13 protein-coding genes and 1 pseudogene are annotated in these 18,032 nt (G+C 57.3%); 5 read left to right on the top strand and 9 right to left on the bottom strand.

The window, feature by feature from the left end:
- Positions 1-71: 71 nt before the first annotated feature.
- From ACP15R_RS24450 to ACP15R_RS24415, 8 genes are all read right to left on the bottom strand, one after another.
- Positions 72-2,243, bottom strand: a complete 2,172-nt coding sequence (locus tag ACP15R_RS24450) for a ParB/RepB/Spo0J family partition protein (RefSeq protein ID WP_424988533.1) — start codon at positions 2,241-2,243, stop codon at positions 72-74.
- Positions 2,244-2,408: 165 nt separating this feature from the next.
- A protein-coding gene (locus ACP15R_RS24445; RefSeq protein ID WP_369924169.1) for an IS3 family transposase occupies positions 2,409-3,535 on the bottom strand; the annotation gives its coding sequence in 2 pieces (ribosomal slippage) (positions 2,409-3,289 and positions 3,289-3,535; 1,128 coding nt in all).
- A 204-nt stretch (positions 3,536-3,739) separates the two neighbouring features.
- Positions 3,740-4,198 carry an acyl-CoA thioesterase gene (locus ACP15R_RS24440; protein ID WP_007120589.1) on the bottom strand — a complete coding sequence of 153 codons (459 nt, stop codon included), beginning with the start codon at positions 4,196-4,198 and terminating at the stop codon, positions 3,740-3,742.
- Positions 4,199-4,271: 73 nt separating this feature from the next.
- A complete protein-coding gene (locus tag ACP15R_RS24435; protein WP_232272173.1) occupies positions 4,272-5,153 on the bottom strand; it encodes a helix-turn-helix domain-containing protein in 882 nt (293 codons plus the stop codon).
- 52 nt (positions 5,154-5,205) lie between these two features.
- The gene (locus tag ACP15R_RS24430) at positions 5,206-6,408 is read right to left on the bottom strand and encodes a CaiB/BaiF CoA transferase family protein (protein ID WP_007120591.1); all 1,203 of its coding nucleotides are present in this window, start codon (positions 6,406-6,408) and stop codon (positions 5,206-5,208) included.
- Positions 6,408-7,562 (bottom strand): iron-containing alcohol dehydrogenase, encoded by a 1,155-nt coding sequence (locus tag ACP15R_RS24425; RefSeq protein WP_007120592.1) that lies wholly within the window; start codon positions 7,560-7,562, stop codon positions 6,408-6,410. The genes ACP15R_RS24430 and ACP15R_RS24425 overlap by 1 nt, the downstream gene beginning before the upstream one ends.
- Before the next feature lie 18 nt (positions 7,563-7,580).
- Positions 7,581-8,741 (bottom strand): acyl-CoA dehydrogenase family protein, encoded by a 1,161-nt coding sequence (locus tag ACP15R_RS24420; protein WP_007120593.1) that lies wholly within the window; start codon positions 8,739-8,741, stop codon positions 7,581-7,583.
- A gap of 15 nt (positions 8,742-8,756) precedes the next feature.
- Complete coding sequence (locus tag ACP15R_RS24415) at positions 8,757-9,551, bottom strand: IclR family transcriptional regulator (RefSeq protein WP_007120594.1); 795 nt, start codon at positions 9,549-9,551, stop codon at positions 8,757-8,759.
- A 171-nt stretch (positions 9,552-9,722) separates the two neighbouring features.
- Here ACP15R_RS24415 and ACP15R_RS24410 point away from each other — a divergent pair, with 171 nt between their 5' ends.
- Positions 9,723-11,177: an NAD-dependent succinate-semialdehyde dehydrogenase gene (locus tag ACP15R_RS24410; protein WP_232272174.1), complete on the top strand. Its 1,455-nt coding sequence runs from the start codon at positions 9,723-9,725 to the stop codon at positions 11,175-11,177.
- An 8-nt stretch (positions 11,178-11,185) separates the two neighbouring features.
- Positions 11,186-13,267 carry an FAD-dependent oxidoreductase gene (locus ACP15R_RS24405; RefSeq protein WP_197918802.1) on the top strand — a complete coding sequence of 694 codons (2,082 nt, stop codon included), beginning with the start codon at positions 11,186-11,188 and terminating at the stop codon, positions 13,265-13,267.
- A gap of 75 nt (positions 13,268-13,342) precedes the next feature.
- On the opposite strand, the pseudogene ACP15R_RS24400 reads toward ACP15R_RS24405, so the two are convergent.
- Positions 13,343-14,276, bottom strand: a pseudogene (locus ACP15R_RS24400) (IS5 family transposase).
- A 252-nt stretch (positions 14,277-14,528) separates the two neighbouring features.
- On the opposite strand from ACP15R_RS24400, the gene ACP15R_RS24395 reads away from it, so the two are divergent.
- The 3 genes from ACP15R_RS24395 to ACP15R_RS24385 all read left to right on the top strand — a co-directional run bounded on the left by ACP15R_RS24395 (position 14,529) and on the right by ACP15R_RS24385 (position 18,017).
- Positions 14,529-15,431: an alpha/beta hydrolase gene (locus ACP15R_RS24395; protein WP_009827026.1), complete on the top strand. Its 903-nt coding sequence runs from the start codon at positions 14,529-14,531 to the stop codon at positions 15,429-15,431.
- A 120-nt stretch (positions 15,432-15,551) separates the two neighbouring features.
- Positions 15,552-17,189 carry a flavin-containing monooxygenase gene (locus tag ACP15R_RS24390; RefSeq protein ID WP_009827025.1) on the top strand — a complete coding sequence of 546 codons (1,638 nt, stop codon included), beginning with the start codon at positions 15,552-15,554 and terminating at the stop codon, positions 17,187-17,189.
- Positions 17,190-17,261: 72 nt separating this feature from the next.
- Positions 17,262-18,017 carry an SDR family NAD(P)-dependent oxidoreductase gene (locus tag ACP15R_RS24385; RefSeq protein ID WP_037954867.1) on the top strand — a complete coding sequence of 252 codons (756 nt, stop codon included), beginning with the start codon at positions 17,262-17,264 and terminating at the stop codon, positions 18,015-18,017.
- The last annotated feature ends 15 nt before the right edge of the window (positions 18,018-18,032 follow it).

The following is an 18,032-nucleotide window of genomic DNA, read 5'->3' as shown; positions in this document are numbered from 1 at the left end:
GCGGGAAAGGGCCGCCCTCTGCGCGAGGACGGCCCAAGGCTTAGGTCATGATCGGATCGGTTTTCGCCGCGTCAGGCCGCATCCTCGCTCAGGAAGGCGGGCAAGGACGACGGTTCATTGCTCTCAGCGTCGCTCAGAGAATCTTCGGCGGACAGATCTCCCTCCTCGGTCTCCGGCGCAGCGCCTGCCGTGTCGGCACCAGCCTCCGTCGCACCGGCAAACACCATCCCGTCGGGCAGCCACCGCGTCGTCTTTGCAACCGTCGCGGCGTCGAAACCTTCCGTCTCGCTCGCCGCTTCTGCGAACGCCCGCTCCATCGCGGCCGCGATATCGCCCTTGCGTTCGCGATTGCGATCCTCGGCGTAGTCGTCACCGATCAGCTTGCGCGCCGTGGCCACCGCATGCCCCTTGTTGACCCGACCCCAGTAGTTTTGGGCAGTCGGGCGCCAGCAGGCAGCCACATCAACATCGAGCCGCGCGCCGATCTCCTCGATGATCGGGGAAGGACGATTGTCGGAGGAAAGCTGGGGTTTGACCGCGAGACCCGTCGCCCAGGCGAAAAGCGCCTGCTTGTCCGCAATGGGCAACGCCGACATCGTCCGGAAGTCCTCGGGTTTCTGAAGCTTCATCCAGTCCGTGGCGAGGTCTTGTTCCAGCGCCTCGAGCATTTTTTGGGCGACGGTGTCCGCGTGCAGCACTTCGCGGTCTTGCGCCTGGAAGGGCCGGATGGAGATATCGAGCGCCTCGTTGTTGTAGGACCGCCCCAAAGCCTGCTCGCAGAGCGCGTAGAGCATCGCATCGAAAGCCACCTCGAAATCCGCCGCCAGATGCGCCCGCAGGATGTGCTGACGCGTGGCGCGCAGATCGTCGGCCAGGCTCGCCGAAATCCCGTCCGCCTTGCGCAACGTCGCGGCCGGGTCGGAGCTCGGCACCGGCGTGGAGGAGGTCGGCGGCGTCACCTGTGGGCGGGCAGGGGAGGGAGCGCCATCCGGATCTGCGGTGGTATCGTCCGGTTCGGGCGCAACAGGAATGTCCTCGGGCCGCACCAGGCCTTTCTCGACGCGCAACACCCCGTCATGGCCGATGGTCAGGACTACACCGGCGATAGCGCGATCTGCCTCGGCATAGGGTTGCCGTTCGCGCTGCATGGCTTCAATTTCGCGCAAACGCGGCTCGATGGCGTAGTATTCTTCGGTCTCCGCGTCGGTCCAGTCCTCCCCGTCGTTCTGCGCCGCCAATTCTTCCTCACGCGCGATGAGACGTTCCTCCTCGGCCAGCATGTCCGCATCCGGTTCGATGTCCTGCGGATAGACCCGCCCGAAACTGCGAAACGCGCCATAATCCACCGAAAGATGCACTTCGACCCATTTCCATATCCCTTCGAAGGGTTTGGCCGCAGCCTGCAGTTTCTCAATGGCGAGACGCTCCAAGAGGTCGGGGTTTTCCATATGAGCGGTTGCCCGGTCGTCGAAGAGATCCCGCAGCAGAACCCCGCCCGCCGCCTCATACGCCTCGATGCCGACAAATCGACCAATTGCCGAGTTCGCCGAATGTGCGGCCCCGGTCAGCTGACGTTTGATGCTCTGCGGATGGATGTGATAGCCGCCCTTCACGGCGTTCCAGACCGCGAGCTGGCGGTCATGGTCGTCGGTCAGCGTGAAAGCCATCACGCATTCGAGGGTCAGATCACCGGCACGAAACTGCTCGATGATTTCGGGTGCGACACGGGCGAGTTTGAGGCGACGGCGCACCAGGTCGACGGAGACGCCGAATTTGAGCGCAATCTCGTCTTCGCTGCGACCCTCGCCGATCATCTTGTCGAAGGCCTCGAACTGGTCTGCCGGATGCATCGCCGCGCGCTGGAGGTTTTCTGTGGCCGAGGTAAGGATGGCGTTGCGCTCGTCCTCGACAAGGCAGGGCACTGGATGATCAGCGGGGATCACACCGTCCTCGGCGAGTTGTTTCAGCGCCTTGAGGCGACGACCGCCTGCGTCGACGGCAAAACGTGTCTCGGAAAGTGCGTGAACCACCAGGTTCTGCTTGATTCCCGTCTCGCGGATGCTCGCAAGAATCTCGGCATCGTCGCTGGCGCTTGCGGCCACCTTGCGGACGTTGAGTGGGCTCGGCTCCAGCTTGTCGAGCGGGATCATCCGGATGTCGGCACCGCCGTCAGGCGCGGCCGATCCAACGGCTTCGGTCTTTTTTGAGGTGGTGGGATTCGGGCGGGTCGTGGTCTTGGCCATGGTCAGGGTCCTTGTCTCGCCGGACCCGGATGAGCCTCTCTCTATCCTTTCAAGCCCGGCACCCGGGCTTCCCTTTCTCTGGCTTTCACTGTGCGTTGACGTGTGAAGTGGTCCCATCTTTTCGGACAGGTTTGCAGCGTTTCTAAGGTGTATCGGGTTTAGGTTTCATGCTGCGTGTCGCTCTTCCAAGCCTGCCCAATATGCGTCGTCCGGCGTCTGCCGATCAAGCGCGGAATGGGGTCGGCTGGTGTTATAGAATGCCATCCAGCCCTTGATGACACGACGGGCCCGGAAGCCTTCATTGATTTCTTCGAGATAGATGGCCTCCTGCTTCAGGGATCGCCAGAGGCGTTCGATGAAGATGTTGTCGAGGTAACGCCCGCGCCCGTCCATCGAGATGCGCACGCCCGCCTCGGTCAGCGTCGTGATCCAGGCCGATCCGGTGAACTGCGATCCCTGATCTGTGTTCATGATCTCAGGCGGGCCGTACCTGGCGATGGCCTCGCTCAGTGCTTCGACGCAGAAGTCGGCGTGCATCGTGTTCGACAACCGCCAGCTCAGCACCTTGCGCGTCGCCCAGTCCATGATTGCCACCAGATAGAGGAAGCCATTTCTGACTGGCACAAAGGTGATATCGGCGCACCAGACCTGGTTCGGTCGGTCAATCACCATCTTCCTCAGCAGATACGGGAAGACCGGGTGCTGAGGATGCGGCTGGCTGGTTCGTGGGCGCTTGTAGACCGCTTCAAGACCCATCTTCGCCATCAATCGCCTGACGCGATGGCGGCCAACAACAATGCCTTCCCGGCGCAGATAGGCCGCGATCTGGCGCGACCCGAAGAATGGGTATTTGGTGAACACCCGGTCGATCTCTTTCATCATCGACAGCGTGTCGGCGTCGATCCCGGCGGGCGTGTAGTAGAACGCCGACCGGCTCAGGCTCACCAGCTTGCACTGCTGGCTGATGCTCAGCTTGGGGTGATCCCGGTTGATCATCGCGCGTTTCTTTCCAGGGCTCATCGCTTCAGCCCTTCCGACAAAAAATCGTTCTCGACCGCCAGCCTCCCGATCTTGGCGTGAAGTTCCTTTACTTCCGCCTCGGTCGGGCCGCTCTGCTTGCCACCCGAGAACACATCGGCCATGCCCTCGATGGCCTGCCGCTTCCATGTGCTGACCTGATTTGGGTGCAACTGATGCTTCGCCGCGATCTCCTGCACGGTCTTGTCGCCACGCAGCGCTTCCAACGCCACCTTGGCCTTAAACTGATCTGTAAAGTTCCGGCGCTTTGCCATGTTCGTATCCCTTCAAAGGTTCGGGAAACACCTTAGCTGACTGTCCGGTTTCCTGGGACCACTTCAGACCTCATCCGCTGACCTTCGTCTCTGGCCGCGGCTTTTCAAAATGCCATTCTTGAAGGCCAGATAGAAATTTGCACTCGGTCACACGCAAACGGGGCGAAAAACCTCTTTGATTACAGGCGGCAACCTCAAAGGTTGCTAGCTCACTGTTTGATTTTCCGAACCCACTTCCGCGAGCAAAATCTGCCGAATTGAGCTTTCAATTTTGACTTTTCCAAATGTTGAAGCATCTCGGAAAACTGACTTCGTTTCGCATTCGAAGCAAATCAAGTCATGCTGACGGCCGACAACTTTTAGACCAACTGAACTTTCCCCGACATGGACCACATAGACCTCGCATGCTAGGTTCGCGCCTGCTTTCACCGGCGCATGGAATTGTAGGTCCATAGAGACAAAAGGCATGGCCGTGTTTCTTTCCGTGAGTAGAAAAAGCCAGCCCCGGCCTGAAAGCAAATCGTCCCAGAAAGTCTCGATCGCTTCCAGCGCGAAATTCGTGATCCGGCCAGTAAAGGCGATTCCCAGCTGGTCACAGTCGCCAAAGAAAATCCTGCGTTCGAAGGCAAATCGTGGTTTAAATTCTGTTTCTGGTACATTCATTGCAGCGTTACGGGCTCAACATTTCTTTGTCTCTGGTGCGTGACAGCGATAGGAAGGAATAGTTTTCCGGTAATTATGCCATGCGCCGGAATTCGGCGGGGGTCGCGCCTGTCATTTTTCGAAAAGTTCGACTAAAATGACTCTGATCTGCAAAACCGCAGTCAAGCGCGACCACTTTCAGGGGGGCATTACCCTTTCTCAGCATCTCCTGGGCCTTCGATATTCGCTTGCGCAAAACATATGCATACGGTGCCAACCCAAACTCCGCCTTGAACTGACGCGAAAAGTGAAACTGGCTGAAACCGATAGATGCGGCCATGTCTTCCAGACTGAGGTTTTCACCTAAGCAGCTTTCAACGAGATCGATGATTCTCTGCCTTTGAGCAGGGCTGAAGTTCGAGTTTGCGTCGCTGGTCAAAGAGACCTTGGCGTACTGACGCAGAAGGTGAACGGCGATCTGGATGCGCAGGGCGTCGATGATCAATCTCTGGCCGATTCCACCGTTCTTTAGCTCATTCTCTAGCAATTGGATGCAGTTCAGGATACAGGGGTCCTTCGCAGACAGACAATCATTGATCTCAATGGACTTCGGGTCACGATCAAAGACCGAAAGGGCCGTGTTTTCGAGTTCACTGTGACTGAGATAGACGTGTCTAACCGTGATAGGCTCGGACCAACTCCAAGTGGATTCCTCTGCACGCGTGAGCAAGGAAATCCTACCTTTCTCTACGCGCGCGCTTTGCCATGGGCCGCCACTCGTGCGGCGCATAGTGGTTGGCGCGCCATCATATGCAACAATCATATAGTCGCGCATGGGGGGAATTGCCGCGTCTTGTCGCTCATAACGATAGCCCTTCAGGGTAATGCCGTTCCAGTTGCACCCGGAACTGTCCAACGTAGTCGTGCCGGGAATCCATTCGGGTATCCGGTCCGGTGATATGAGCAGTCTTTCCATCTTGGCCTCCCTGAACTTTTTCACGATCGTCCGCTTGAGCTGAAATTTCGGCTTAGGTCGTCTCGCGCATCCGCGGTTCTTCTCGAACGATATTCGCTTGAGTCAATCTATCGATTTCAGCTTCTGTCAGTCCAGCCTCGCTAAGCAACTCCCTACTATGCTGCCCGAAGCGAGGCGGTGCCGCGCGAACCGCTCCGGGGGTACGCGACAAGCGTGCTGGCACGCCGGTGCCGCGGTAGGTGCCAACTGATACCACCATGCCGCGATGTCGGGTGTGTGGATGCTCCAACGCTTCATTCACATTCCGAACGACTCCGGCGGGAATCCCAGCTTTCAAAAGCACCGGCTCAAGTTTGAAGGCGTCATGTTGCACCAGGCACTCTGACAAGACCTCTGTCATCTCTGACCGATGCGCAAGACGCGCGGCATTGTCGGCAAATCGTGGATCGCAGGGCACCTCAGGTAGGCCAAGCACGTCACAGAGTTTTGCGAACTGACCATTGTTACCGATAGCCAGATAGAGTTTGCCATTACTTGTTTCGAACATGTCGTATGGTACGATATTTGGATGCCCATTGCCGGTCGCCATTGGTATCTGTCCGGACATGAGGGAATTAGCCGCTTGGGGATGCATCATGCTGATCGCGCAATCATATAGCGGCACTTCGATGGCTTGGCCCAATCCGGACCGGCCCCGTTCCAAAAGTGCGGCGAGAATAGCGTTACAGGCGATCAGACCGGTGCCGATGTCCACGATGGGCGTACCCATGCGTGTCGGGCCTTCGGAGGGATTGCCGTTGATGCTCATGAGGCCCGTCATAGCTTGTACCACGGCGTCATAGCCGGGAAAACCGCCAAGTGGGCCATCGGAACCAAATCCAGTCACATGGCAGAGTACCAGTCTAGGAAAACGTGCCCTGAGAACATCAGCATAACCAAGCCCCCATTTTTCAAGAGTACCAGACTTAAAATTGTGAACTAAAACATCCGCATCCTGAAGAAACCGCAAAATCAGGTCGCGCCCTTCCGGTTGCTGCAGATCGATAGCGATGGACCGCTTGTTGCGGTTGGCGCCAGAGAAATAAGCGCTGAGTTCATCATTGAAAGGCGGGCCCCAACTGCGGGTCTCGTCGCCCAGAGGCGGCTCCACCTTGATGACCTCAGCGCCATGATCCGCAAGCATTTGGGTGCAGTAAGGCCCGCCCAGCACGCGGCTGAGGTCGACCACCTTGATCCCGTCCAATGAGCCAGCCATCAAAGCGCCTCCTGATAGAGGCGCGACACATCTTCGGCTGTCATGTCGCGCGGGTTGGTCTCCAGCAATCGCGTGATACCGGTCACGACCTCATTAGCCATTCCGGGAATGGCTGCCTCGGTCACTCCGACACCAGAAAGTCGAGACTCAAGTCCGCTTTCGACTAGCATCCGTTCCATCTCGTCGATCAGGCCATGGGCCGCAGCCGCATCAGAGTTGAAAGGCCGCGAGGGCAGTAGTAACCGCGATAGACGAGCATATTCAGCTTCTGCAACGGGCATGTTGAACCTCATCACTGGTCCTGCGACCAGAGCGTTTGCGTGCCCGTGAGGAACCTTGAAACCTGTTCCAAGTGGGTATGACAAGGCATGAATCGCCCCCACGCTGGCATTAATGAAGGCCATCCCAGCCAGTGTCGCCCCCAACAGCATGGCCTCTCGCGCTGACAGGTCCGAAGGCGTTTCCATGACGATTGGTAAGTTCTGACCGAGAAGCACCAGCGCTTTGTCCGCCATTCCATCGGAAATGGGATTCTTTCTGGTGCGACTGGTTACTGCCTCAATGGCGTGAACCATTGCGTCTAACGCCGTGGCCGCTGTGATGTGACGAGGCATTCCCAATGTTAGCTTTGCATCTAGCAAGGCAACGTCAGGCAGAAGCTGCGGTGCATATACCGCTTTTTTTTCGTGGCTTTCCGAAGTCAGCACGGACACCCATGTTACCTCTGATCCGGTCCCTGCCGTGGTTGGCACCTGGATCAGTGGCAAGCGTTTATCGGTGACCTGATTAATCCCGATCATGTCCGTAATCGGTTGATCGTTGGCTACCGCCGCTGCGATGACCTTGGCAGTGTCCAGTGAACTGCCGCCGCCAAGTCCGATGATTCCGTCAGCACCAAAGGCCCGCGCGACCTCTACCGCGGCCTCGACGACAGCGATCGGGGGGTCCGCTTCGACTTTATGAAAAATCTCAACCTCGATGCCAGCAGCCCTAAGTGAGGCGGCTGCCTCGTCCGCAAAACCACAGGCCAATATGCCCGGGTCCGTCACGACCAGCGCACGGGTGCAAGACAAATCTTGCATCAGGCTGCCGATCCGGCCAAGCCCACCGCTCTCGCAGACGATCCTCGGGGTGGAAAGGAAATTGAAGTCCATAGTTTGTCTTCGCTCCTGTTAAGCTGCTGCAGTGCGGATCATATTCCGCGCGATCAGTATTTGCTGAATCTGGGTTGTCCCCTCGTAGATGCGGAAGAGACGCACATCGCGATAGAAGCGCTCGACCGCATATTCGGCCATGTATCCTGCACCGCCGTGGATTTGCACTGCGCGATCGGCCACTCGACCTACCATCTCACTGGCAAACATCTTGCAGCAGGCAGCATCAGTCGACACGTTCTGACCAGCGTCCTTGCGGCGTGCTGTTTCTTCGATCATGCAACGCGCTGCGAAGGCCTCGGCGCGACTGTCAGCCAGCATGGCTTGGATCAGTTGCTTTTCAGCGATGGGTTCACCGAATTGTTTGCGTTCCATCGCATAGGATAGGCTGTCACGGATCAGCCGTTCGGCGGCGCCCACACAGACGGCAGAAATATGCAGTCGGCCCCGGTCAAGGACTTTCATTGCTGTCTTAAAGCCCTTGTTCAGACGGTCCGGCCCGCCGATAATGTTCGCGGCAGGCACGCGGACATTGTCAAGGATGACGTCGCATGTGTGCGAGCCCTTCTGCCCCATCTTCCTGTCAGGCTGGCCAAGCGTTATGCCTGGCGTCCCTGCCTCGACGAGAAAGGCGCTTACGCCGGCAGAACCTTCCGCCTCTGGATTGGTCCGGGCAAAAACCGTGAATAGATCGGCACGCGGTGCATTGGTAATGTAGCGTTTCGTGCCGTTCAGAAGGAAATCGTTACCGTCACGCCGCGCCGTAGTGCGCAGACTGCCAGCATCCGACCCAGCATCTGGCTCGGTTAGGGCGAAGGATGCGATCATATCTCCGGACGCGAGAGCTGGTAGATACTGCGCCTTCTGCTCGTCGGTTCCATCGATGATGATTCCCTGAGAGCCGATCCCGTTGTTGGTGCCAACTAGCGACCGGAACGCAGGCGAAGCCTGGCCAAGAACGAAAGCGGCTTGCACTTCCTCTATCATCGACAAGCCGAGCCCGCCGAAATCTTCCGGGATCGACATGCCGAAAAGGCCCATCATGCGGATTTCATCGACCAGCATCGGCGGAATCACATCCTCGTCGGCGACGCGATCCTCGTAAGGGATTAGTCGCTCTTTCACGAAGCGGTCGAGCGCGTCGAGAAACTGGGAAAGGGTATCTTTATCAAGGGCCATGATGCTCTCTATTGTTCAGGGTGCGACCGCCGCAACGCGGCGGACAAGATCGACAAGGCGGTGCGCGACGTCGCTTTCGATCCAGTCGCGCGTAAGGGTTTGCGAAGGGCCACCGCAGTTGAAGGCAATAATGGGTGAGCCGTCCTTCGGCACGAAGGGCACCGCTACAGCGTTCACATCACGTTTCCACTCCGTGAAGGACGTGCAGTAACCGTGCTGTTGGTAGTCTGCGATAGCTGCTTCGATTCCGGGCTGCACATTCGGCCAGTTGTCGCCTTCATGTTCCTCCACAAGGGCCAGAATTCTGGCCCGCTCATCCGGGTCGTGCGCCGCTATGCAGGCGCGACCAACCGCGGTCGTGGCCAGTTTAATATGGGCACCAACCTCGATCGCCAGCGTGACGGCATTAGTGCCCTTGCACCGCTCCAGATAGACCATCGATAGCCGGTCACGACTGGCCATGGCCACCGGCATGCCTGTGTAATCAGCCAGCTCCTGCATAAAGGGCTTCGCCAGTTGCCGCAGCGGAATCCCTGCAAGGCAGGAGAAACCCAACGAAAGCACTGGAGGGGCCAGTCGATAACGTGCTGTATCCGGGTCGTAGCTGAGGTATTCCAGCTTGTTCAGTGTATAGGCCAGCCGGGAGACCGTCGATCTGCTCAGGCCAGTGCGCTCGGCCAACTCACCGTTCCCCAGAGCCTCCCCTTCCCGCCGAAAGGCCCGCAACAGCTCCAAGCCGCGCGCCAACGCCGTGACAAAATCGCGATCCTGTTTCTCGGCATCCTTGGTGCGGTCTTTCCTTGGTCTCACGATATCCCTCCTCGGAAAGAATTATGCGTCTTGAAACACACCTAAACGATCGATAACGTCCGAGTCAATACTGCGGTAAACTTTCCCGCTATGCGGAAAATTAAGGTCGTCCACCTAGTCCCATTCGTGCCGGATCCTGCGGATGACACAACTAAGCGAGGGCATAATGCCATGAAAGAAATGAATTATCCGACCATCCAGCACCTCATCGGACGAGACTGGATCGCTTCTCCCACGCCAGAGGATCGTGCAGTCATAAACCCTGCAAACGGGCAAACTATCGGACAGATTCCGCAGGCTAGCGCCGCAGATCTAGACCATGCGGTTCACTCGGCCGAATCAGCTTTTCGCCGATGGAAAAACAGCTCTCCCATGGAACGAAGTGCGATTTTGCGGCGGTTTGCCGACCTGCTGCGCCAAAATGACAGACTGATCGCTGGCTGGATCACTCTCGATGAAGGCAAGCCGCTGGCTGAGGCTTTGGCTGAGGTCCGCGCCTCGGCTGACCACGTTGACTGGCACGCCGAGGAATGTCGGCGCATTTATGGGCGCATCATTCCATCACGCAGCCCGCGGGTACAGCAGCTTGTCGTGCGCGAACCGATAGGCGTCTGCCTTGCCATCACGCCTTGGAATTTTCCGCTGAGCCAAGCGGTACGCAAGGTCGCGGCGGCGCTTGCGTCAGGTTGCACGATGATCTTAAAAGCCCCGGCAGAGGCTCCGGCGGGTTGCATGGCAATTGCTCGCTATCTGCTGGATGCAGGATTGCCCGAAGGCTGTCTGAACCTTGTCTGGGGTAATGCGGCCTTCATTTCGGAAACTCTAATTGCGCGCCCCGAGGTGCGCAAAATCACCTTCACCGGTTCGGTCGAGGTGGGCAAGCATCTGGCAGAATTGGCTGGCCGCCATATGAAGCGGGCGACGATGGAGCTCGGCGGTCACGCGCCCGTATTGGTGTTCGACGACACCGATGCCACGGCCGCGGCGCGCGCCTTGGCGGTCAACAAGCTGCGCAATGCAGGCCAGGTGTGCATCGCCCCAACCCGGTTTTACGTACAACAAGGCATCTACGATCGATTTCTGTCCGAACTAGTTTCAGCATTTGAGAGCGTAAAGGTGGGCGCTGGTTTAGCCGAAGGCACGCAGATGGGACCATTGTGTCATCGCGGACGCGTGAATGCGATGGAAAAGCTCGTCGAGGATGCCCGCGAAAACGGCGCACGGGTGTTGACGGGAGGCAAAAGGCTTGGAAATCATGGTAACTTCTATGCCCCGACAATCGTCGATACGCCCAACGACGACATTGACTTGATGCGCGAAGAACCCTTCGGCCCGATTGCTGTCGTCTCGTCTTTTCGTGACATAGAGGACGGACTGTCGCGGGCCAACGGGCTACCCTTCGGGCTGGCGTCCTATGTCTTTACCAATTCGTTAGAGCGTGCAGATAAAGCAGCTGCGGGTTTGCAGGCAGGTATGGTAAGCATCAACCAGTTCGGCCTCGCTCTGCCCGAGACTCCGTTTGGAGGCGTGAGAGACAGCGGCTATGGGACTGAAGGCGGGACGGAAACCTTCGAAGGCTATCTCATTACCAAATTTATCTCGCGCAATCGCGCGCCAGTGCTGTGAGGATGCCCATGCCTGTTGAATTAAGCTTCTCAAATGACGCAGCAATTCTGACCATAGACAATTCGCCGCTTAACCTAATCAACGCGGAGGTTCGGGCTGGAATACAACACTGTATCTTCAAAGTCCTCGAAACTGGGGCTACCAGGCTGATTATCACCGGCACAGGAACGACCTTCGTCGCGGGCGCGGATGCGAAGGAATTCGGTAAGTTGCCTGTTGATCCACAACTAAATGATGTGCTGATGCAACTTGCACACCTCCCGATTCCTACTATCGCAGCAATCAACGGGGCTGCGCTTGGTGGGGGACTAGAGATTGCTCTGGCTTGCTGCTATCGCATCGCCTCAACTTCTGCCAAACTGGGCTTGCCAGAGGTAAACTTGGGGATCGTGCCTGGCGCAGGGGGAACCCAAAGACTGCCGCGACTTATCGGTATTGAAGCTGCGCTTGACATGATTGTCACCGGGAAGGCTGTTTCCGCCGAGCAGGCACTGAAAATGGGACTGATCCAGCTGCTAGCCGATGACCCGCTTGGCGCGGCCATAGCTCTCGATGACGATGTACTTGAGGCGGCACAGGCACCCGACAATCTTCCTTCACCAAAGCCAAACCACGTCGCAGCGGAAGTCGCCCGAGCGCATGTAGCGCGGCGTATGCCTGGCCAGAATGCCCCGCAGGTTGCGGTGAACCTAGTCGCGACCAGTGCGACGACGCCGCTGCACGACGCACTAGCCAGCGAGCGCTCTGCGTTTTTGGACCTTCGTACCTCGGATCAGGCGCGGGCCCTTAGGCACGTTTTCTTCACCGAGCGTACCGCAACCAACAAGGGGCGCGCCTACCCCCGACCTTCCCGAGATGCTGAAACCGCCATCGTGGTCGGTGGTGGCAATATGGGCGCAGCTATTGCGTACACGCTGGCGACCGCAGGGATCTCGGTGACTGTCGTCGAACGTAGTGCCTCGTCCGCCGAGTGGGCCAGTAAAAACCTGCAAAAGCTGATTGATCAGGGTATCAGTCGCGGTATTCTGTCCGTCGATGCGGCAAAGACGGTTGAAGACCGGCTGGTTACGGTCTCAGGCTATGACGCTCTGCCACCAACCGATCTAGCAATCGAGGCGGCCTTCGAGGATTTTGCGGTTAAGACCGCGATCCTGACCGAACTCGAAGGCGCACTGCCACCCGAGACCATCATTGCCACAAACACATCCTATCTCGATGTAAATCGGCTCTCTGATGGGTTGAAACACCCGGCACGCTTTGTAGGGATGCATTTCTTCAGTCCTGCGCATATTATGAAACTTCTGGAAGTCGTCAGGAGCGACCGAACGTCAGACGGAACATTAGGTGCAGCACTTGTGCTGGCGCACAGGCTTGGTAAAATCCCGGTACTGTCTGGTGTTTGCGATGGCTTCATCGGAAACCGAATTTTGTCGAGCTACCGTCGCGCCGCTAATCGCCTTCTGGTGGAGGGGGCTAATGTCGACGAGATCGACGCGGCTATGCGCGGATTCGGTATGGCGATGGGTCCATATGCTGCACAGGACATGTCGGGGCTGGACATCGCCTACGCGAATATCCGTCGCAAGGCAGTTGCCGAAGGGAACTGCTGTGGTCACGTGCCCTTGGTCGAGCGGCTGGTCGAAAAGCACAAACGCCTAGGACGCAAATCGGGCGCCGGATGGTACGACTATGGGCCAGACGGCAAACCCTCACATTCGGAGCTGGTCGCTAGCGAAATACTCCGTGTCTCAGAAGAAATGAACTTCACTCGCCGCGAGTTCTCAGCTGACGAAATCGTAGAAAGGCTCTTGCTCACAATGGTGGCGGAAGCCTGCGATATCCTTGACGAAGGCGTAGCAGAAAAACCGCAAGACATCGACCTAGTAATGATTCACGGCTACGGATTTCCCCGCTGGCGGGGAGGCCTGATGCACCACGCCAAAAATATCGGCAAGGATCGGTTGACCGCGCTCTTCAGCGCGCATGTCAAAGAGGATCCTTGCGGCTGGAGGGTGCCTCGTTATTTAGAAAGAGTTTTCGCGACCGGGGAGGAACATGTCAGCATGTTTCCCACGATCACCGGCAGATAAGTTGTCTTTCTGTGGTAGAGGGAGTCTGTTTTGCAAATGGGGTGATGGCCGTGGTTGCCCTTTCCCCGGATAAACTTATCCCACAGCTTCCGTAACGGGTATGCCGAGTGCAGTGTATCCGTTCAGGACGGCGATGCGGACTGGGAGTGCCGCGACCTGACGGTCAAAGTCCCGCGCTATAAGGCGATGCCCCAGCGACATGACACAGTTCATTTTCGTCTCGACACTGCTTCGGCGGTGGTATCCGCTCCATCGTCGCCAGAGCGCGCGAGCCAGGCACTTCGCCGCGCGCAGGGCCTCGTTTCGCGCCACGGCTCCGGCGGTGATGGTCTTCCATGGCTTTGCGTTCTTGCGTGGCGGGATAACGGCGTGGGCACCACGGTCAGCAATTGCGTCGTGGCATTTCCGTGTGTCGTAGGCACCGTCAGCCATGACACTGCCGATCTACTGGTCCGCCGGGATCTGGTTGAGGAGGTCGGGTAAAACCCATGCATCGCCGATGTGGCTCCCTGTGACCTCGTCACTGCGCGAACCTCCAGTGTTTCCTCGTCAACCCCGAGATGGATCTCGGTCCAGACGCGCCGTTTGGGTCCACCATGCTTGCGGGCGTGCCACTCGCCTTCGCCCGCGACTTTGATACGCGTGCTGACAGCAGGTGCAGCGGCCCCTTGGAGCCGCGATTCGAGATGTTCACGGCCAGGGTCTTCTGACGCCGGGACAGGGTGCTGAAGTCGGGCACAGTCCGGACGAGACCAACCAGCTGCAGCAGGCTCTAGACGAACCCAGTCGTCTACCGGAGCGCCATGCCGAATAACACCTTCATGGAAAGGCAGGTCTGGCTGGAGGCATCGCTGTAGGTCTGCTGCCGGCCACGACTGCCTATCGGCGCGGCCTCCCAGCTCATTTCGGGGTCGAACCAGATTGCCAGAGCGCCCCGGCGCTTGAGCGCTTCATTGTAGGCTCGCAAGTTCCTGGTGTTGTAGGTCGGGGGTGCAGTCTGCTCATGCACCCCGGCTACCAAGCCGGGTTCATAAGATGGATCCCGCACGGAATTTGTTCAACAGAGCCTAGTAGCAGGCATATCTGCCTCACGACAGGCTGAGCAAGATCATACAATTTCCAAAGCAGGTATGTTCAATACACGGTGCATTCTTCGCCCTTACTCTGAGATCATTGGCGTACGCCTCAGACCGTTTGACGCCTCCGAGATTGGCGACGTCAGGTGGTGGCTTTGCCAAATGTTACTCTTGGGAGGATAAATATGGAAATCAGTAGAGAAGCGGATACGCTGCGGGCGCTTTATCAGAATTGGACCGATCAGATGGTCGAGAACCCAGACCTGACGATCGCGAACTTGCGCAGCATGTTCGATGAATGGGGGCAGCCTGCTCTAGAGCCGGAAAACGTTAGCTACAAAAGCGATCATATCGGAGGAGTCGAGGCTATCTGGGCACTGCCTGTCGGGGCCGATACCTCGCGTGTAATTGTTTACACTCATGGTGGCGGCTTTGCCGTCGGCTCAGCCGATAGTCATCGGAAAATGGCAGGGCACCTCGCTAAGGTGCTTGGGGTTACGTCGGTGATCCTGCACTATCGACGCGCACCCGAGCACCCATTTCCGGCGCAGATCGAAGATGCGGTAGCCGCGTACACAGCATTGCTGGATAAGGGCTTCAAGGCAAGAAATATTCTGACCGCTGGCGACAGTGCTGGCGGCAATCTTGCCATCGCCAGCGTGCTGAAATTTCGCGAACTTGGGCTGCCACTGCCCGGAGCGGTCATCGCATATTCGCCCTGGCTAGACATGGCGATGCGCGGGGAAACACTGGAAACCAACGCGGAAACCGATGCGCTAGTCGGGAAACCGATTCTCGAAGCGATGGCGGGAATGTTCCTCGGTGAAGGCACTGATCAGCTAAATCCGTTGGCCAACCCTCTGGAGAACGATTTCACCGGTTACCCGCCGCTTTATATCAATGCCGGAGGGGCTGAGACGCTTAGGAGCGATGCCGAGCGGTTGCACGAAAAGGCCAAGGCACAGGGCGTAAATGTGACCCTGTCTATCGTCGAAGGCATGCAGCATGTCTTTCCCGCGCTTTCGGGACGCGCGCCCGAGGCGAACGAGGAACTTGGTCGCATCGCCGCATGGTATCAGGCCCTCTGACACCTGTACTCGCACTGCATTGCGGTGCGGTGCGGTGCGAGAGAAACCCCTACGACACATTCATCTGCCATCTCACCCGCAAACTGCGGGGCGGAGCAGTCTTACTCTGGGAGGAGTGACATGAACATTCAGACTGAGATTACTAAAACATCCGGAGCGGATTACGACGCAGTCGTCATTGGCGCGGGCTTCGGCGGGCTTTACGCCGTCCACAAACTTCGCAACGAGCAGGGACTGAACGTCCGGGGCTATGACAGCGCCAGTGACGTTGGCGGCACCTGGTGGTGGAACCGATATCCCGGTGCGCTGTCGGACACGGAAAGCTATGTCTACCGCTATTCTTTTGACAAAGAGTTGCTTCAAAAAGGCCGCTGGAAAACGCGGTATCTGACCCAGCCCGAGATCCTCGAATACATGAACGAGGTGGCGGATCATCTCGATCTCCGACGCAGCTACAAGTTCGACACCAAGGTGGACGGCGCGCACTATAATGAAAAAACCGGTCTCTGGAACGTGATCACTGATAGTGGTGAGACAGTTACCGCCAAATACCTTGTCACTGGCCTCGGTCTCTTGTCCGCAACGAATGTTCCAAAATTCAAGGGCATCGATGATTTCAAAGGCCGTATCTTACACACAGGTGCCTGGCCCGACGGCGTGGACTTGAGCAACAAACGCGTGGGCATTATTGGCACTGGCTCGACCGGTGTGCAGGTTATTACAGCAACGGCACCAGTTGCAAAACACCTGACTGTTTTTCAGCGCTCTGCACAATATGTCGTGCCGATTGGGAACACCCCGCAAGACGATGCTACCATCGCAGAGCAAAAGGCAAACTACGATAGTATCTGGAATCAAGTGAAGAATTCTGTTGTGGCCTTCGGCTTCGAAGAAAGCGTCAAGCCCGCCGAAACCGCCTCCCCCGAAGAACGGGAGCGGGTCTTCGAAGCCGCCTGGCAGCGCGGCGGTGGTTTCTATTTCATGTTTGGCACCTTTTGCGATATTGCGACCAGCCAAGTGGCCAATGATGCGGCCGCTGACTTCATCAAGGGCAAAATCAAGAAAATCGTGAAGGACCCCAAGGTCGCAGAGAAACTGACGCCGAAGGACCTTTACGCCAAGCGCCCGCTTTGCGGAAACAACTATTACGAGGTCTACAACCGAGACAACGTGACCCTCGCCGACGTTAAGGCCGATCCGATCGCAGAGTTCACTCCGAACGGCATACGTCTCGAAAGCGGCGAGGAGCATGAGCTTGACATCGTAATCTTTGCCACTGGCTTCGATGCGGTCGACGGCAATTACGTCAAAATGGACCTCCGCGGACGCGGAGGCGTGACCATGCGCGACACTTGGAAGGAAGGCCCGCTCGGTTACCTCGGCATGATGGAGGTCGACTTCCCGAACTTCTTCATGATCCTTGGCCCTAATGGCCCCTTCACCAACCTGCCCCCCAGCATTGAGACGCAAGTCGAATGGATCGCTGACACGATTTGCACGGTGGAAGAAGAGGGGGTTCGAAATGTGGAGCCAACCGTGGAAGCGCGCGATGCTTGGGTTCGCACCTGTCGTGAAATCGCCGACATGACACTCTTCCCCAAAGCTGAAAGCTGGATCTTCGGCGCAAATATCCCCGGAAAGAAGAATGCAGTAATGTTCTACATGGCCGGGATTGGCAATTACCGAAATGCCATTAATGCAGTGAAGGAGGAAGGTTATACATCCCTGATCCGCAACCGCACTGCCGAGAAGGTGTAAAGAATTCCGCCGGGCATCAAGAATCCCCGGCGGAACCAATTAAATTTGTTCATGAAAACTAGGGAGAGAGATTTGGGAAGGGTATTCGGAAAAGTCGCACTGGTAACAGGTGGAGCGATGGGCATGGGAAAAGCCCATTGTGAAACGCTGGCACGTGAAGGTGCGCATGTATTTGTAACCGACCGTGACACGGAAGCGGCTGAAAGCGTAGTGAAAGGTATCATTGAAGCCGGAGGGAAGGCGGAATTCATTCAACATGACGTGACGCTTGAAGAAGATTGGAAGAATGTCATCTCTACGGTGCAATCAAGTGCTGGTCGGCTTGATGTGCTAGTGAACAACGCTGGCATTCTCATTCTTAAGCCGCTCCACGAAACCTCGCCTGACGAATTTGACATGACGTTCAACGTCAATGTACGCGGTATTTATCTCGGCATCCGAGCCGCGGTTCCATTGATGAAAGAGGCCGAAAAGGCATCTATTATCAATATTTCTTCAATCTATGGGATTGTTGGAGCCGCTTCGGCGGGAGCCTACATTGGATCCAAAGGCGCCGTACGGATGTTGACGAAATCCTGCGCAGTCGACCTGGCTGAAAGTGGCATACGCGTGAATTCGATCCATCCCGGTGTCATCGATACTCCCATGACAAAAGATCTGCTACACGCCGACGAAGTTACCCGGCAGGCAATTCTGGGGGCGACGCTGCTCAAGCGACCAAGCAAACCTGAAGAGGTTTCGAATGCGGTCCTGTTCCTCGCATCGGATGAGTCATCGTTCGTTCACGGAGCAGAGATTGTAGTAGATGGCGGTTATACTGCGAATTGACAGGGACCCATCCCG

Source organism: Microbulbifer sp. S227A (assembly GCF_049800935.1).
Note: the sequence above shows the minus strand (reverse complement) of the source record. Positions and strands in the feature narration are given on the sequence as shown.

What these genes read in the sequence shown, in the direction of transcription:
- ACP15R_RS24405 (WP_197918802.1), top strand. Translation starts at nt 11,186, where the DNA reads ATGCCTGTTGAATTAAGCTTCTCAAATGACGCAGCAATTCTGACCATA.
- ACP15R_RS24440 (WP_007120589.1), bottom strand. Translation starts at nt 4,198, where the DNA reads ATGAATGTACCAGAAACAGAATTTAAACCACGATTTGCCTTCGAACGC.
- ACP15R_RS24410 (WP_232272174.1), top strand. Translation starts at nt 9,723, where the DNA reads ATGAAAGAAATGAATTATCCGACCATCCAGCACCTCATCGGACGAGAC.
- ACP15R_RS24435 (WP_232272173.1), bottom strand. Translation starts at nt 5,153, where the DNA reads ATGGAAAGACTGCTCATATCACCGGACCGGATACCCGAATGGATTCCC.
- ACP15R_RS24430 (WP_007120591.1), bottom strand. Translation starts at nt 6,408, where the DNA reads ATGGCTGGCTCATTGGACGGGATCAAGGTGGTCGACCTCAGCCGCGTG.
- ACP15R_RS24420 (WP_007120593.1), bottom strand. Translation starts at nt 8,741, where the DNA reads ATGGCCCTTGATAAAGATACCCTTTCCCAGTTTCTCGACGCGCTCGAC.
- ACP15R_RS24390 (WP_009827025.1), top strand. Translation starts at nt 15,552, where the DNA reads ATGAACATTCAGACTGAGATTACTAAAACATCCGGAGCGGATTACGAC.
- ACP15R_RS24425 (WP_007120592.1), bottom strand. Translation starts at nt 7,562, where the DNA reads ATGGACTTCAATTTCCTTTCCACCCCGAGGATCGTCTGCGAGAGCGGT.
- ACP15R_RS24395 (WP_009827026.1), top strand. Translation starts at nt 14,529, where the DNA reads ATGGAAATCAGTAGAGAAGCGGATACGCTGCGGGCGCTTTATCAGAAT.
- ACP15R_RS24450 (WP_424988533.1), bottom strand. Translation starts at nt 2,243, where the DNA reads ATGGCCAAGACCACGACCCGCCCGAATCCCACCACCTCAAAAAAGACC.